Annotated in this window: 15 protein-coding genes; 13 read left to right on the forward strand and 2 right to left on the reverse strand. The window is 68.8% G+C overall.

Going from position 1 to position 15,464, the window contains the following annotated elements; translation table 11 throughout:
* Window positions 1-56: 56 nt before the first annotated feature.
* Together FHT38_RS05105 and FHT38_RS05110 are read right to left on the reverse strand one after the other, a co-directional pair.
* Window positions 57-1,262: an FAD-dependent oxidoreductase gene (locus FHT38_RS05105; RefSeq protein ID WP_183490430.1), complete on the reverse strand. Its 1,206-nt coding sequence runs from the start codon at window positions 1,260-1,262 to the stop codon at window positions 57-59.
* Window position 1,263: 1 nt separating this feature from the next.
* Complete coding sequence (locus tag FHT38_RS05110; RefSeq protein WP_183490434.1) at window positions 1,264-2,619, reverse strand: amidase; 1,356 nt, start codon at window positions 2,617-2,619, stop codon at window positions 1,264-1,266.
* A gap of 204 nt (window positions 2,620-2,823) precedes the next feature.
* Between FHT38_RS05110 and rpsB the strand changes: the two genes are divergently transcribed.
* From rpsB to lpxA, 13 genes are all read left to right on the forward strand, one after another.
* The gene (rpsB, locus tag FHT38_RS05115) at window positions 2,824-3,570 is read left to right on the forward strand and encodes a 30S ribosomal protein S2 (protein WP_091722962.1); all 747 of its coding nucleotides are present in this window, start codon (window positions 2,824-2,826) and stop codon (window positions 3,568-3,570) included.
* A 118-nt stretch (window positions 3,571-3,688) separates the two neighbouring features.
* Window positions 3,689-4,585, forward strand: a complete 897-nt coding sequence (tsf, locus tag FHT38_RS05120) for a translation elongation factor Ts (protein ID WP_091722965.1) — start codon at window positions 3,689-3,691, stop codon at window positions 4,583-4,585.
* A gap of 107 nt (window positions 4,586-4,692) precedes the next feature.
* Window positions 4,693-5,403, forward strand: a complete 711-nt coding sequence (pyrH, locus tag FHT38_RS05125) for a UMP kinase (protein ID WP_091722969.1) — start codon at window positions 4,693-4,695, stop codon at window positions 5,401-5,403.
* Window positions 5,404-5,497: 94 nt separating this feature from the next.
* Entirely contained in the window at window positions 5,498-6,058 is a 561-nt protein-coding gene (gene frr, locus FHT38_RS05130; RefSeq protein ID WP_091722973.1) for a ribosome recycling factor, read from the forward strand.
* A 13-nt stretch (window positions 6,059-6,071) separates the two neighbouring features.
* The gene (gene uppS, locus FHT38_RS05135) at window positions 6,072-6,803 is read left to right on the forward strand and encodes a polyprenyl diphosphate synthase (RefSeq protein WP_255511904.1); all 732 of its coding nucleotides are present in this window, start codon (window positions 6,072-6,074) and stop codon (window positions 6,801-6,803) included.
* 1 nt (window position 6,804) lies between these two features.
* Window positions 6,805-7,638, forward strand: coding sequence for a phosphatidate cytidylyltransferase (locus FHT38_RS05140; RefSeq protein WP_183490437.1), 834 nt, complete (start codon window positions 6,805-6,807; stop codon window positions 7,636-7,638).
* 19 nt (window positions 7,639-7,657) lie between these two features.
* Window positions 7,658-8,866, forward strand: a complete 1,209-nt coding sequence (ispC, locus tag FHT38_RS05145) for a 1-deoxy-D-xylulose-5-phosphate reductoisomerase (protein WP_183490440.1) — start codon at window positions 7,658-7,660, stop codon at window positions 8,864-8,866.
* Window positions 8,867-8,920: 54 nt separating this feature from the next.
* Window positions 8,921-10,291, forward strand: a complete 1,371-nt coding sequence (gene rseP / locus FHT38_RS05150; RefSeq protein WP_183490443.1) for an RIP metalloprotease RseP — start codon at window positions 8,921-8,923, stop codon at window positions 10,289-10,291.
* A gap of 9 nt (window positions 10,292-10,300) precedes the next feature.
* Complete coding sequence (gene bamA / locus FHT38_RS05155) at window positions 10,301-12,604, forward strand: outer membrane protein assembly factor BamA (RefSeq protein ID WP_147241938.1); 2,304 nt, start codon at window positions 10,301-10,303, stop codon at window positions 12,602-12,604.
* Window positions 12,604-13,113: an OmpH family outer membrane protein gene (locus FHT38_RS05160; protein WP_091722990.1), complete on the forward strand. Its 510-nt coding sequence runs from the start codon at window positions 12,604-12,606 to the stop codon at window positions 13,111-13,113. Before bamA ends, FHT38_RS05160 begins: the two co-directional genes overlap by 1 nt.
* A gap of 2 nt (window positions 13,114-13,115) precedes the next feature.
* On the forward strand, window positions 13,116-14,177 hold the full coding sequence (lpxD, locus tag FHT38_RS05165; RefSeq protein WP_183490445.1) for a UDP-3-O-(3-hydroxymyristoyl)glucosamine N-acyltransferase: 1,062 nt from the start codon (window positions 13,116-13,118) through the stop codon (window positions 14,175-14,177).
* Window positions 14,174-14,629, forward strand: coding sequence for a 3-hydroxyacyl-ACP dehydratase FabZ (gene fabZ, locus FHT38_RS05170; RefSeq protein ID WP_091722999.1), 456 nt, complete (start codon window positions 14,174-14,176; stop codon window positions 14,627-14,629). Before lpxD ends, fabZ begins: the two co-directional genes overlap by 4 nt.
* Before the next feature lie 38 nt (window positions 14,630-14,667).
* Complete coding sequence (gene lpxA, locus FHT38_RS05175; RefSeq protein WP_091723002.1) at window positions 14,668-15,459, forward strand: acyl-ACP--UDP-N-acetylglucosamine O-acyltransferase; 792 nt, start codon at window positions 14,668-14,670, stop codon at window positions 15,457-15,459.
* The last annotated feature ends 5 nt before the right edge of the window (window positions 15,460-15,464 follow it).

Genomic DNA, 15,464 nt, shown 5'->3' on the forward strand with positions numbered 1-15,464 from the left:
TTCGGGCCCCGGAGCGTGGCGAGGCGGGGCGCCGCCAGACGCTTCCGCGTCGATGGTCAGCGCAGCCGGCCGGGCTCCAGCAGCGCGGCGTCGATGCCCGGGTCCTGCTTCGCCAGCCGGGCCGAGATCAATTGCGCCGCGGCGCCGGCCATGGTCCAGCCATGCTCGCCGTGGCCGATGTTGAGCCAGACGCCGGGCAGGCCCGACTCGCCGATCAGCGGCAGCTCGTCGGGCAGCAGCAGCCGCGCGGTCTTCCAGCGCTGTTGTCCGCCGGCCAGCAGCGCGCCGGGGAACCAGTCATGCGCCGCCTGGTGCAACGCGCCCATCGACTGGCCGTCGGGCTGCGACGAGGCGCCGCCGAGCTCATTGGCGCCGCCCACGCGCACGCGCTGCCCCAGCCGGGTGAGGCTGACGCCGAGGCTCATGTCGACCACGGTGGCGCGCGGCCCCAGGTCCGGGTGCGCTTCCAGCTGCCGCAGCGGTGCCGTGATCGTGTGGGTGTGGACCGTCCCCCAGGGCAGCTTCAGGCCCTGCGCCGCGAGCAGCGGCGCCGCGCCCTTGCCCGCGCACACCAGCACCGCGTCCACGCGCACCGGCTCGCCGGCCGCGACGTGCACCGCGGGCGAGCTGCCCGGCTCGACGCGCAGCACGTCGGTGTTGAAGTGCCAGCGCACGCCCAGCCGCTGTGCCTCCACCCGCAGCGCCTGGCTGAACTGGCGCGCGTTGGCGGCCTCGTCCTGCGTCAGCAGGATGCCGCCGTGCAGCGGCGTTTCGGCGTTGAGTCCGGGTTCCTGCGCGCGGCATCCCTCGGCATCGAGCTCACGATGCGGCACCTGCCGCTCCTGCAGCCGGGCGAGCAGCGCCGCCGCGGCCTTGTAGTCCTTGGCGCTGCGCCACAGCAGCAGCACGCCGGCCTCGCGCTCGACCTCCATCTGGAGTTCACGTCGCCACACCGCCATCACCGCCTGCCCGCGCAGCGCCAGCGCGTGCAGCGCCTCGGGCATCGCCTGCGCGCCGCGCGCACGACCGGCGCGCCAGTGGGCGAAGCGCCAGCCGATCTGGCCCGGCTTGCCGCGCCAGCGCAGCGGCGCGTTCGCCCGCGCGGCCATCAGGCCCGGCGCGATGAGCCCCGGCGGCGCGAAGCTCGCGCCGGTCGCGACGCTGGTGTCGCGCTCGAAGACCTGGACCTCGTGCCCTTGCAGCGCGAGTTCGTAGGCGCTGGTCACGCCGGCCAGGCCGGCGCCGATGATGGCGATCCGCATCTCAGCGCGCTCCCGCCGCCAGGGCCGCTTCGACGCGCGCGGCCGCGCCGAGCACGGCGGCGTCGCGCGACGCCGGCGCCCACAGCATCAGGCCGACCGGCAGCTCGCCGGGGCGCTCGCACGGGATCGAGATCGCGCAGCCGTCGAGCAGGTTCACGACGGCGGTGTTGCGCAGCAGGCGCGCGTTGGTGGCAAAGAACAGGTCGTCGCTGTGCAGCAAGGGGGCGATCTCCGGGGCTTGCAGGGGAACGGTGGGGCTGAGGAAGACATCGATGCCCTGCATCGAGGTCTTCATGTCGTGGATCCAGCGCTGGCGCGCGTCGAGCAGCGCCTGGTAGGCGTCGGGCGCGATCGACGCGCCGCGGCGGATGCGCAGCGCGACGCGCGGGTCGTAGCGGTCGCCGCGTTCGGCGAGGCGCGCATGGTGCCACGCCCAGGCCTCGGCGGCGGTGATGCCGCCCTGGGTTTGCAGTTCCGCCACACGGGGCAGGGCGGGCAGCGCGCGTTCCTCGATGCGCGCGCCGGCCGATCGCAGCGTCGCCAGGGCGCGCTCGAAGGCGCTCGCGATCGCCGGCTCCAGCTCGTCCTGCATGAAGGTCGGCGTGATCGCGAATCGCCAGGCCGACAGCGGGCGCGCGTCGATCTCTAGCGGAGCGCCGCTCAGCACCGAATCGAGCAGCGCCGCGTCCCTCACCGAGCGCGTGATCGCGCCGGCCGTGTCCAGCGACGGCGAGAGCGGCAGGCAGCCGCCCAGCGGCACCCGCCGCGCCGTGCCCTTGAAGCCCACCAGACCCTGCAGCGCGGCCGGGATGCGCAGCGAGCCGCCGGTGTCCGAGCCGAGCGCGGCCCACGCCGCGCCCGCCGCGACGCTGACCGCGCCGCCGGAGGTCGAGCCGCCGGGGATGCGGTCCAGGCCGTCGAGGGCGTGTGTCACCGGATTGCGGGGCGTGCCGTGGTGCGGATTGATGCCGACGCCGGAGAAGGCGAACTCGCTCAGATGGGTGTGGCCGACCAGCGCCCCGCCGGCGGCGCGCAGCCGGGCCACGGCCGGGGCGTCGCGGGTGGCGGGCGGGGCGTCGTCCATCGCGGCGGAGGCTGCCGTGGTCGGCATGCCGGCGACGTCGAACAGGTCCTTCACCGAGACCGCCAGGCCGCCCAGCGGCGGGCGAGGCTCGCCGCGGGCGGCCGCTGCGTCGCTGGCCTGGGCGGCGGCGAGGGCCTCCGCGTCGAAGCGTCGCAGGAAGACGTGCTCGCAGGCCGGGGCGTCGGCGCGGGCCAGGTTGGTGGCGAGCAGGGCGGCGGCCGACTGGCGGCCCTCGCGCAGGGACGCCAGCGCGTCGGTCAAGTCGATCGGCATGCCAAAACGGGTTATACTCTTCGGGTTTTTGCCGGACGACCCAGCCAAGGGGGCTGGAATCCGGCGGGAACGCGGTGTGCAGGCGGAGGATCCAAGTCCTTGTCGCACGTCGCAAATTCGCGGATCCGGCGAATCAAGGTGTTGCAACGTACAAGCAGACGTCGCAATTCGTGCCGGATTCTAGAACCAACCTTCGGAGTACTTATGTCCGTCACGATGCGTGAGATGCTGGAAGCCGGCGTCCATTTCGGTCACCAAACCCGCTTCTGGAACCCCAAGATGGCCCCGTATATCTACGGCCATCGCAACAAGATCCACATCATCAACCTCGAGAAGACGCTGCCCGCGTTCGAGGAAGCCCTGAAGTTCGTGCGCCAGCTCGCTGCCAAGCGCGGCACGATCCTGATGGTCGGCACCAAGCGCCAGGCCCGTGACATCGTCGCCGCCGAAGCCGAGCGCGCCGGCGTGCCCAGCGTGAACCAGCGTTGGCTGGGCGGCACGCTGACCAACTTCAAGACGGTCAAGACCTCGCTGAAGAAGCTCAAGGACATGCAGAGCCAGATCGACGCCGGCACCCAGCCCGCGATCAAGAAGGAAGCCCTGATGTTCCAGCGCGACATCAGCAAGCTGGAAAAGAACATCGGCGGCATCCAGGACATGGCCGCGCTGCCTGACGCCCTGTTCGTCATCGACGTCGGCTACCACAAGATCGCCGTCGCCGAAGCCAAGAAGCTGGGCATCCCGGTCATCGGCGTCGTCGACACCAACCACTCGCCCGAAGGCATCGACTACGTCATCCCCGGCAACGACGACTCGGCCAAGGCGGTCGCCCTGTACGCCAAGGCCGTCGCCGACGCCGTGCTGGAAGGCCGTGCCAACTCGACGAACGAAGTCGTCCAGGCCGTCGCCGCCGAAGGCGACGAGTTCGTGGAAGTGAACGAAGGCGCCTGATCCAGGCCCGAAGCCCTCAAGGGACATGACAAGGGGGCTGATTCAGCCCCCTTCGTCCAACCAGATTCAGAATTCCGCGGCGCCGGGTCGTTCCGGGCCGCGACACACGGAGATTGAAATGGCAGCAATTACCGCAAGCATGGTCGCCGAGCTGCGCGCCCGCACCGACTCCCCGATGATGGAGTGCAAGAAGGCCCTGACCGAGGCCGACGGCGACATGACCCGCGCGGAAGAGATCCTGCGCGTCAAGCTGGGCAACAAGGCTGGCAAGGCCGCCTCGCGCATCACCGCCGAAGGCGTCGTCGCCGCCGCCGTGAAGGGCGCCGCCGGTGCCGTCATTGAAGTCAACTGCGAAACCGACTTCGTTTCCAAGAACGACGCCTTCCTGGCCTTCGTGAACGCGCTGGCTGGCCTGGTCGCCGAGAACAACCCCGCCGACATCGCCGCCCTGTCCGCCCTGCCGCTGTCGCAGGAAGGCTTCGGCCCGACGGTCGAGGACGTGCGCAAGGGCCTGATCGGCAAGATCGGCGAGAACATGACGATCCGCCGCTTCAAGCGCTACGAAGGCGCCAAGCTGGCGTCCTACCTGCACGGCACCCGCATCGGCGTGATCGTCGAGTTCGAGGGTGACGAAGTCGCCGCCAAGGACGTCGCGATGCACGTCGCCGCGATGAAGCCGGCTGCGCTGTCGTCCGCCGAAGTCCCGGCCGAGCTGGTCGAGAAGGAGCGCAAGATCGCCGCCGAGAAGGCCGCCGAATCCGGCAAGCCGGCCGAGATCGTCGCCAAGATGGTCGAGGGCTCGGTGCAGAAGTTCCTGAAGGAAGTCTCGCTGCTGGACCAGGTCTTCGTGAAGGCCGCCGACGGCAAGCAGACCGTCGCCCAGATGCTCAAGGAGAAGGCCACGACGGTGAAGTCGTTCACCCTGTACGTGGTGGGCGAGGGCATCGAGAAGAAGGTCGACGACTTCGCCGCCGAAGTGGCTGCCCAGGTGGCGGCCGCGAGCAAGCAGCAATAAGCATCGCGACTCAAAAAGGGCGCCTCTGGCGCCCTTTACACTTGTGCGCTTGCGCATGCAGGCGCACGCACGACACTCTCTCTATCGGCTGTATTGACGAGGTAACAATGCCCGCCCACAAACGCATCCTGCTCAAGCTTTCCGGTGAAGCCCTGATGGGCGACGACTCCTACGGCATCAATCGCGCGACCATCGTGCGCATGGTCCAGGAAATCCAGGAAGTGACGAAGCTCGGCGTCGAAGTCGCGGTCGTCATCGGCGGCGGGAACATCTTCCGCGGCGTGGCGGGCGGCTCGGTGGGCATGGACCGCGCGACGGCCGACTACATGGGCATGCTGGCGACGGTGATGAACTCGCTGGCCCTGGCCGACACGATGCGCCAGGAAGGCATGACCGCCCGCGTCATGTCGGCGATCGCGATCGAGCAGGTCGTCGAGCCCTACGTGCGCCCCAAGGCGCTGCAGTATCTGGAAGAGGGCAAGGTTGTCGTGTTCGCCGCCGGCACCGGCAACCCCTTCTTCACGACCGACACGGCCGCCGCGCTGCGCGGCGCGGAAGTGGGCGCCGAGATCATGCTCAAGGCGACCAAGGTGGACGGCGTCTACACCGCCGACCCGAAGAAGGACCCGACCGCGACGCGCTACGCCCGCATCACCTTCGACGAGGCCATCAGCAAGAACCTGCAAGTCCTGGACGCGACCGCGTTCGCGCTGTGCCGTGACCAGAAGCTCCCCATCAAGGTGTTCTCGATCTTCAAGCCGGGCGCGCTCAAGCGCGTCGTGATGGGTGAGGACGAAGGCACCCTGGTGCACGTCTGAGGCGGCTCGCGCGTTGGAGTCCGGATCGCCGCTCCACCGGGAGCGGATCCTGCTCCGCCGATCCCGCTCGACCCTTTGATCCGAGGAAAAGAACATGAGCATCGCCGACATCAAGAAGAACGTCGAAGCCAAGATGGCCAAGTCCGTCGAGGCCTACAAGAACGAACTGCAGAAGATCCGCACCGGTCGCGCCCACCCCGGCCTGCTGGACCAGGTGCACGTGGACTACTACGGCTCGATGGTGCCGATCTCGCAGGTGGCCAACGTCACGCTGCTGGACGCCCGCACGGTCAGCGTGCAGCCCTGGGAGAAGGGCATGGGCCAGAAGATCGAGAAGGCCATCCGCGAATCCGACCTGGGCCTGAACCCGTCGTCGCAGGGCGACCTGATCCGCGTGCCGATGCCGCCGCTGTCGGAAGAGCGCCGCCGCGATCTGGTGAAGGTCGCCAAGGGTGCTGCCGAGGATGCCAAGGTCGCCGTGCGCAACCTGCGCCGCGACGCCAACGAGCAGGCCAAGAAGATGGCCAAGGACAAGCTCATCACCGAGGACGACGAGCGTCGCAGCCAGGACGAGGTCCAGAAGCTGACCGACCGCGTCGTCAACGAGATCGACAAGCTGCTCTCGGCCAAGGAAGCCGAGATCATGGCCGTCTGATCGTCGCGTCCTTGTGAGCGCCGACAGCAAGGCGGGTGTGCCCCGCCATGTGGCCATCGTCATGGATGGCAACGGTCGATGGGCGAAGAAGCGCTTCCTGCCGCGCTTCTTCGGCCACAAGCAGGGCGTGGACGCCCTGGTGCGCGTGGTGCAGGCCTGCATCGACCGCGACATCGAATACCTCACCGTCTTCGCCTTCTCCAGCGAGAACTGGAAGCGGCCCAGCGACGAGGTGTCCGGCCTGATGGGCCTGGTGCTGGCGGCGGTGTCCCGCTACCTGGCGCGCATGGGCGCGATGGGCGTGCGCATCCGCATCGTCGGCGACCGCGAGGCGGTGTCCGACAAGCTCCGCGCCGCCTGGGCCGAGGCCGAGAACTCGACCGCCCACAACAGCAAGCTGACGCTGAACGTCGCGTTCAACTACGGTGGCCGCTGGGACATCGTCCAGGCCTGTCGCAAGGCGATGGAGGCCGGCGTGCAACCGGCCGAGCTGACCGAGGCGAAGCTCTCCGAGTTCATGGCGATGAGCTACGCGCCGGATCCCGACCTGTTCATCCGCACCGGCGGCGAGCTGCGCATCAGCAACTTCATGCTCTGGCAGACCGCCTACACCGAGTTCGTGTTCTCCGATTGCCTGTGGCCGGAGTTTGGCGAAGCGCAACTGGACGAGGCGATCGCCGCGTTCCGGGCGCGCGACCGCCGCTTCGGTGGTGTCAACGTGCCGGGCGTTGCCCAGGAGGCTTGAAATGCTGCTTCAGCGCGTGATCACGGCCCTGGTCCTGCTCGCGATCCTGTTGCCGGCGCTGTTCGCGTCGAACCCGATGTGGTTCGCGCTGCTGACGCTGGCCATGATCGCGGCGGCCGGGTGGGAATGGTCGCGGCTGAACGGCAAGCCCGGCGCTCCGGCGCTCGCGTTCGGCGCCGCGCTGGCGGCGGCCTGCGCGGCGACGTTCTACGTCGTCGGCTTCCAGGTGCCGACCTGGTGCTGGTGGCTGGCGGGCGGGCTGTGGGTGCTCGGCGGCGTGCGCGCGCTGGCGGTCGGCGTGGCCGGCTGGCCCAGACTGTCGCCGGCGCTGCGGCTGCTCCTCGGGGCGGTGTTGCTGTGGGCGGCGTGGCTGGCGCTGGTCGTCGCGCGCCAGCGCGGCATCAATTTCCTGTTGTCGGCGATGTGCCTGGTCTGGATGGCCGACGTCGCCGCCTACTTCGCCGGCAAGACCTTCGGCCGTCGCAAGCTGGCGCCGGCGATCAGCCCGGGCAAGAGCTGGGAAGGCGCGATCGGCGGCCTGGTCGGCGTCATCGTCCTGGGCGTCGTCTGGGTGCATGTGATCGACCTGCGCCTGTCGGTGGATTCGCCCTCGATGTACACCGTGCTGGTGCAGCGGCTGGGCCTGGTGTCGCTGCTGGCGCTGGTCTTCCTGTCGGCGATGAGCGTCGTCGGCGACCTGTTCGAATCCTTGGTCAAGCGGGCCGCCGGCGCCAAGGACAGCAGCCAGCTGCTGCCCGGTCACGGCGGCGTGCTGGACCGTGTCGACGCGCTGCTGCCGGTCCTGCCGCTGGCACTGGCGCTGACCTCCCTCTGATACCGCGGATTTCCCAGCGATGAGCTCCACCTTCCACCGTCCGCAGCAGGTCTGCGTGCTGGGGTCCACCGGATCGATCGGCACCAGCACGCTGGACGTGATCGCGCGTCACCCCGACCGCTACCGCGTCTTCGCGCTGTCGGCGATGAGTCGCGTCGACGAACTGGCGGCCCAATGCCTGCAGCATCAGCCGCGCTTCGCCGTGCTGCCGGATGCCGCGCTGGCGTCGCAACTGCGCGCGAGACTGCGCGAAGCCGGCTCGCGCACCGAGGTGCTGGACGGCATGGCCGCGCTCAGCGAGATCGCCGCCCATCCCGAGGTGGATGCGGTGATGGCGGCGATCGTCGGCGCGGCCGGACTGCCGCCGGCGATGGCCGCGGCGCGCGCGGGCAAGCGGCTGCTGCTGGCCAACAAGGAAGCCATCGTGCTCGGCGGCGCGCTGTTCATGCAGGCGGTCGAGCAGGGCGGCGCCACGCTGCTGCCGGTGGACTCGGAGCACTCGGCGATCTTCCAGTGCCTGCCCGAGGACCGGTCGACCTGGCCCCAGCGCATCGACCACATCGTGCTCACCGCGTCCGGCGGTCCGTTCCGCCAGCGTGATCCGGCCTCGCTCGCCGATGTCACGCCGGAGCAAGCCTGCGCGCATCCGAACTGGGTGATGGGTCGCAAGATCTCGGTGGACTCGGCCACGATGATGAACAAGGCCCTCGAGGTCATCGAGGCGCGCTGGCTCTTCAACCTCAAGCCCGAGCAGATCAAGGTCCTGATCCACCCGCAGAGCATCGTGCACTCGATGGTGGTCTGCCGCGACCACTCGGTGCTGGCGCAGCTCGGCACGCCCGACATGCGGGTGCCCATCGCCTATGCGCTGGCCTTCCCCGAACGTGTCGAGTCGGGCGCCGGGCTGCTGGACCTGCTCAAGACCCCCAGCCTGGCCTTCGAGGAGGCGGACGCGGTCCGCTTCCCCGGCCTGCACCTGTCGTGGCAGGCGCTGCGCGCGGCCGAGGGCAGCACCGCGGTCCTGAACGCGGCCAACGAGGAGGCGGTGGCCGCCTTCCTGGACCGTCAGCTGCGCTTCGATCACATCTGCCGCATCAACCGCGACGCGCTCGAGGCGGTGATGCCGCAGGCCGGCGAGGTCGACAGCGTCGAAGGCCTGCTGGCGCTCGATGCCCGGGCTCGCCGGCACGCCCGGCAGCGGATCGCGGCGCTTGCCGCCGCGGTCTGACCCTTCCGTCACCGGTCGCCACACCGATCCCGCCTTCGATCCAGGACGCCCGCGATGCTCTCCCAAGTCCTCTATTTCCTCGTCACGCTGGGCATCCTGATCGTGATCCACGAGTGGGGTCACTATCGCGTCGCCCGCGCCTGCGGCGTCAAGGTGCTGCGCTTCTCGGTCGGGTTCGGCCGCGTGCTGCTGCGTCGGCGCAAGTCGCCGGACAGCACCGAGTTCACGCTCAGCGCCATCCCGCTCGGCGGCTATGTCCGCATGCTCGATGAAAGCGACGGCCCGGTGGCGCCCGGCGAGCAGTCGCAGGCCTTCAATCGCAAATCCCTGTGGCAGCGCGCGGCCATCGTCGCCGCGGGCCCGGCCGCCAACCTGATCCTGGCGGTGCTGCTGTTCGCGGCGGTCGGCTGGATCGGGCGCGAGGAGCCCAAGGCGCTGCTCGGTTCGCCGGTGGCCGGAGGCTTGGCCGAGCGTGCCGGCCTGCGCGCCGGCGACCTGGTGCAGGCCTGGTCCTCCGATGGCGAGGACTGGGAGGACGTGCGATCGATGCCGGACTTCGGCTGGCAGCTGGCGCAGGCGGTGGCCGACAAGCGGCCGCTGCTGCTGAGCGTCAGCGACGCGGCCGGTCATGGCCGCCGCACGGTCCGGCTGGAGACCGACACGCTGGAGAGCCGCGACTTCGACGAGAAGACCATGGGCCGCATCGGCCTGGGCGGCGTGTTCGTCGAGCCGGTGCTGGGGCGCATGGTCCCGGGCGAGCCCGCCGAGGCCGCCGGCCTGCTGCCCGGGGATCGCGTGCTGCGTGTCAATGACGAGCTGGTGCCGGATGTCGCCTGGTTCATCCAGCGCGTGCGCCGCGCGGTGGTCGACAACCAGGCGGAGCCGCTCAGACTGCAGGTCCTTCGCGACGGCCAGCAGCTCGAGCGGGTGGTCACGCCGCGCGTCGAGATCGCCGGCGACCAGCGCGTCGCGCGCATCGGCGCCGGCTTCGATGCCCGGCCGGCGTTGGTCACCGTGCACTACGGCCCCGTCGAATCGGTGAGGCAAGGCCTGACCCGGACCTGGGAGCTCAGCGCGCTGACGGTGAAGACGCTGGGTCGCATGTTGGTGGGTGAAGCTTCGGTAAAGAACCTCAGCGGCCCCCTCACGATCGCCAAGGCCGCGGACCAGTCGGCGAGCCTCGGGCTGACGGCGTTCCTGAGTTTCCTCGCGGCGGTCAGCGTGAGCCTCGGGGTGCTGAACCTGCTGCCGCTGCCGATGCTCGATGGCGGACACCTGATGTATTATCTTTTCGAGGGTTTGAGCGGCCGCCCTGTCTCTGAGTGGTGGCACAAGCAGCTGCAACGTGCAGGCATCGCCGTCGTGCTGCTGATGATGAGCCTGGCCCTTTTCAACGATCTGACCCGCACGCTGGGTCTGCACTGAAGCTTCCGCATGTCCCGATTCCTGCCCGACGCCCTGCGCCCCCACGTGATCCAACTGGCGGTGCTGGCCACCGCGCTGCACGCCGGTTCCGCCTGGGCCGCCGAACCGTTCGTACTCAAGGACATCCGCGTCGAAGGCCTGCAGCGTACCGACCCGGGCACGGTCTTCGCGGCGCTGCCCTTCCGCATCGGTGACACCTACAACGACGAGAAGGGCGCCGCCGCGCTGCGTGCGCTGTTCGCGACCGGCCTGTTCAAGGACGTGCGGATCAACCTCGACACCGATGCGGTCGTCATCGTGATCGAGGAACGTCCGATCATCGCCAACGTCAGCTTCGTTGGCCTCAAGGAGTTCGACACCGAGGCCCTGACCAAGTCGCTGAAGGACGTGGGCATCGGCGAAGGCAAGCCCTTCGACAAGGCGCTGGCCGACCGCGCCGAGCAGGAGCTCAAGCGGCAATACCTGACCCGCTCGCTGTACGGCGCCGAGGTCACGACGACGATCACCCCGATCGAGCGCAACCGCGTCAACGTCAGCTTCTCGGTGACCGAGGGCGAGCCGGCCAAGATCGCCGAGATCCGCATCCTCGGCAACAAGGTCTTCAGCGAGAGCACGCTGACCGGCCTGCTCGAGCAGACCACCTCCGGCTGGCTGACCTGGTACACCAAGACCGACCGCTATTCCCGCGCCAAGCTGAACGCCGACCTGGAGACGATCCGCTCGTACTACCTGAACCGCGGCTACCTGGAGTTCAACGTCGAGTCGACGCAGGTCACGATCTCGCCGGACAAGCAGAGCATCAGCGTCGCGATCACGATCAGCGAAGGCCAGCCCTACACCGTCAACGGCATCAAGCTCGAAGGCGACTTCCTCGGACGCGAAGAGGAGTTCAAGCGCCTGGTCGCGCTCAAGCCGGGCCAGCCCTACAACGGTGAGGCGGTGGCGCAGACGACGCGCAACTTCCAGGACCTGTACGGCACCTTCGGTTATGCCTTCGCCCGCGTCGAGAGCCGGCCCGAGATCGACCGCGCCACTGGCCAGGTCACCGTCACGCTGGTGGGCGAGCCGCAGCGCCGCGTCTACGTGCGCCGCGTGCTGATCTCCGGGAACACGCGCACCCGCGACGAAGTCATCCGCCGCGAGTTCCGCCAGTTCGAATCGTCCTGGTACGACGGCGCGCGCATCAAGGCCTCGCGCGACCGCGTCGAGCGCCTGGGCTACTTCAAGGACGTCACCATCGACACGACCGAGGTGCCGGGCTCGCCCGACCAGGTTGACGTCACACTGACCGTCACCGAGCGTCCGACCGGCAACATCCAGATCGGCGCCGGCTACTCGAGCGCGAGCAAGCTGTCGCTGTCCGGCTCGATCTCGCAGGAGAACGTGTTCGGCTCCGGCAACTACCTGGGCATCCAGGTCAACACCGCCAGCACCGGTCGCTCGCTGGGCGTGACGACGGTGGACCCGTACTTCACGGTCGACGGCGTGTCGCGCGCGATCGACGTGTTCTACCGCACCGTCAAGCCGATCAACAACCTGGGCGAGGAATACGAGTTCGCCTCGTACGGCGGCTCGGTCAAGTTCGGCGTGCCGTTCTCGGAAGACGACACCGTGTTCTTCGGCATCGGCTACGAGACCACGCGCATCACGACGCGCACCGGCCTGCCCAACAGCTACTGGCTGTTCCGCGAGCAGTTCGGCGCCTCGGCGATGTCCATCCCGCTGACGATCGGCTGGAAGAAGGACAACCGTGACTCGGTGATCACGCCGACCGCCGGTGCGATGAAGCGCGTCAACCTGGAAATGAGCCCGGTCGGCGACTCGCGCTACACGATCGCCAACCTGCAGTACCAGGAGTTCTTCCCGCTGGGCCGCAAGTTCTCGCTGATGATCAACGGCGAATTCGCCTACGGCAAGGGCCTGGGCGGCCGGCCGTATCCGATCTTTAAGAACTTCTACGGCGGTGGCCTGGGCTCGGTGCGGGTGTTCGAGCCCGGCACGCTGGGTCCGGTCGACGTCACCGGTTCCTACACCGGCGGCAACCGCAAGTTCAACCTGAACACCGAGTTCTACGTCCCGGTGCCGGGCTCCGGCAACGACAAGAGCTTCCGCCTGTTCGGCTTCCTCGACGCCGGCAATGTCTGGGGGCAGGACGAGAAGCTGAACTTCCAGGACGTCCGGGCCTCGGCCGGCGTGGGCATCAGCTGGCTGTCGCCGATGGGCCCGCTGCGCCTGAGCTATGGCTCGCCGATCCGCAAGAAGTCCACGGATAGAATCGAGCGATTCCAATTCCAGATCGGGACTGCATTCTGATGAAGAGCAAGCTGTCGCAGATCGTCGCCACCGTCCTGTTGGCGGGTGCGACGACCCTGGGCGCGCAAGCCCAGGAAGTCAAGATCGGCTACGTCAACAGCGAGCGGATCCTGCGCGAGACCAACCTGGCCAAGGCCGCCGAGACCAAGCTGCAGGCCGAGTTCAGCCGCCGCGAAAAGGCCCTGCTGGACCTGGAGACCAAGCTGCGCGGCGCCGCCGAGAAGCTCGACAAGGACAGCCCCGCGCTGAGCGAAGCCGAACGGGGCCGCCGCCAGCGCGAGCTGATCGAGCAGGACCGCGACCTGCAGCGCAAGCGCCGCGAGTTCAACGAGGACGTTGCCCAGCGCAAGAACGAGGAACTCTCCGCGGTGATCGAGAAAGCCAACAAGGTCATCAAGAAGATCTTCGAGGATGACAAGTACGACCTGATCGTTCAGGATGCGATCCATGCCAGCCCCCGCGTGGACATCACGAAGAAGGTGATCGACCAGCTCAACGCACAGAAGTGACCATGAAACAGGTTGTGGTCTCGGATCTGATCGCCGCCTTGGGCGGCGATCTTGTTGGTGCCTCCGATGTGGCGATCGGCGCGATCGCGCCCCTGGAGGAAGCCGGCGCGGACGCGATCGCCTTCCTCTCGAATCCGAAGTACGAATCGCAACTCGCCACGACCGGCGCGGCCTGCGTGATCGTGTCGCCCAAGCTGGCCGAGGCCGCCGCGGCGCGCCGGGGGGATGGCTCGACCGCCTGCTGCATCGTCGCGCCGGATCCCTACCTCTATTTCGCCCGGCTGACCCAGTGGTGGGCCGCGAACATGCGCAAGCCGCGCGCGGCGCCGGCCATCCATCCGACGGCCACCGTCGCGGCGGACGCGACCCTGGGCCGCGACGTCGAGGTCGGCCCGCATGCGGTGATCGAGTCCGGCGCCGTGCTGGGCGACGGCGCCCGCATCGGCGCGCACACCATCGTCGAACAGGACGCCCGCGTTGGCGCGCACACGCGCCTGGCACCCCATGTGGTGTTCGGCCATGACTGCGTGATCGGTGCCCACTCGCTGGTGCACAGCGGCGTGGTGATCGGCGCCGACGGTTTCGGCTTCGCGCCCACCAAGGGCGCCGCCGGCGTCGAGTGGGTGAAGATCGAGCAGCTCGGCGCGGTGCGCATCGGCGACGGCGTGGAGATCGGCGCCAACACCTGCATCGACCGCGGCGCGCTGGGCGACACCGTGATCGCCGACGGCGTGATCATCGACAACCTCGTCCAGATCGCCCACAACGTGAAGATCGGCCGCGGCACGGCCATCGCCGGCGCGGTGGCGATCGCGGGCAGCGCCGAGATCGGCGCGAACTGCATCGTGGCCGGCGCGGCGCGCATCAACGGCCACATCAAGATCACCGACGGCGTGCAGATCGGCCCGACGGCCAACATCAGCAACAGCATCGACAAGGCCGGCGCCTACGCCGGCATGTGGCCCTTCGAGGACGCCGCGTCCTGGCAGAAGAACGCCGCCGCGCTGCGCGGGCTCTATGAGCTGCGCCAGCGCGTGCGAGCCCTGGAAAAGAAGACGACATGAACGAGACCCGCATCGACATCCACGGCATCCTCGAGAAGCTGCCCCACCGCTACCCAATCCTGCTGGTGGACCGCGTCCTGGAGGTGGAGAAGGGCGTGCGCATCCGCGCGATCAAGAACGTCAGCATCAACGAGCCCTTCTTCCTGGGCCACTTCCCGCACCGGCCGGTGATGCCGGGCGTGCTGATCCTGGAAGCGCTGGCGCAGGCCGCGACGCTGCTGGCGGTGGAGAGCTACAACTTCACGCTGGACGAGAACCATGTCGTGTACTTCGCCGGCATCGACAACGCCCGCTTCAAGCGCCCGGTGGAGCCGGGCGACCAGCTGATCCTGGAAGTGACGCTGGACCGCGCCAAGGCCGGCATCTACAAGTTCGGCGCCAAGGCACTGGTGGGCACCGACATCGTGGCCGAGGCCGGCCTGATGTGCACGATGCGCAAGCTGGACTGCTGATCCGGCGTCCGCCCCGTTCCCGCAGCCTCCTCACGCCCATGGCCCAGATCCATCCCACCGCCATCGTCGATCCGAAGGCGCAGCTCGACGACACCGTCCAGGTCGGTCCCTACGCGGTGATCGGCCCCGAGGTGCGCATCGGCGCGGGCACGCGCATCGGTCCGCACACCGTCGTCGAGGGCAGGACCACGATCGGCCGCGACAACGTCATCTTCCAGTTCGCGTCGATCGGCGCGATGCCGCAGGACATGAGCCATGGCGGCGAGGTGACGGAGCTGGTGATCGGCGATCGCAACACGATCCGCGAGTTCTGCACCTTCAACACCGGCACCTTCAAGGAGCAGGGCGTCACCCGCGTCGGCTCGGACAACTGGATCATGGCCTACGTGCATCTGGCGCATGACGTGATCGTCGGCGACCACTGCGTGCTGGCCAACAACGCCACGCTGGCCGGCCACGTCCATGTCGGCGACTGGGCGACCATCGGCGGCCTGACCGGCGTCCACCAGTTCGTGCATGTCGGCGCGCACGCGATGATCGGCTTCCAGGGGCATGTCGCGCAGGACGTCGCCCCGTACATGACCGTCGACGGCAATCCGCTGACGGTGCGGGCGGTCAACCTCACCGGGCTGCGCCGCCGCGGCTTCAGCAATGACCGGCTGGGCGTGATCCGCCAGGTCCACAAGCTGCTGTTCCGCGACGGCACGACGCTGGAGCAGTCGGTGGCCAACCTGGAGGCGCTCAAGCAAGGCCAGGACGCGGAGTCCATCCGCGACATCCAGGTGATGCTGGACTTCCTGGCCGGCGCCAAGCGCGGCCTCGTCCGCTGATCGGC

The sequence above is a fragment of the Mitsuaria sp. BK041 genome, from assembly GCF_014193085.1.
Classification (GTDB): Bacteria; Pseudomonadota; Gammaproteobacteria; order Burkholderiales; family Burkholderiaceae_C; genus Roseateles.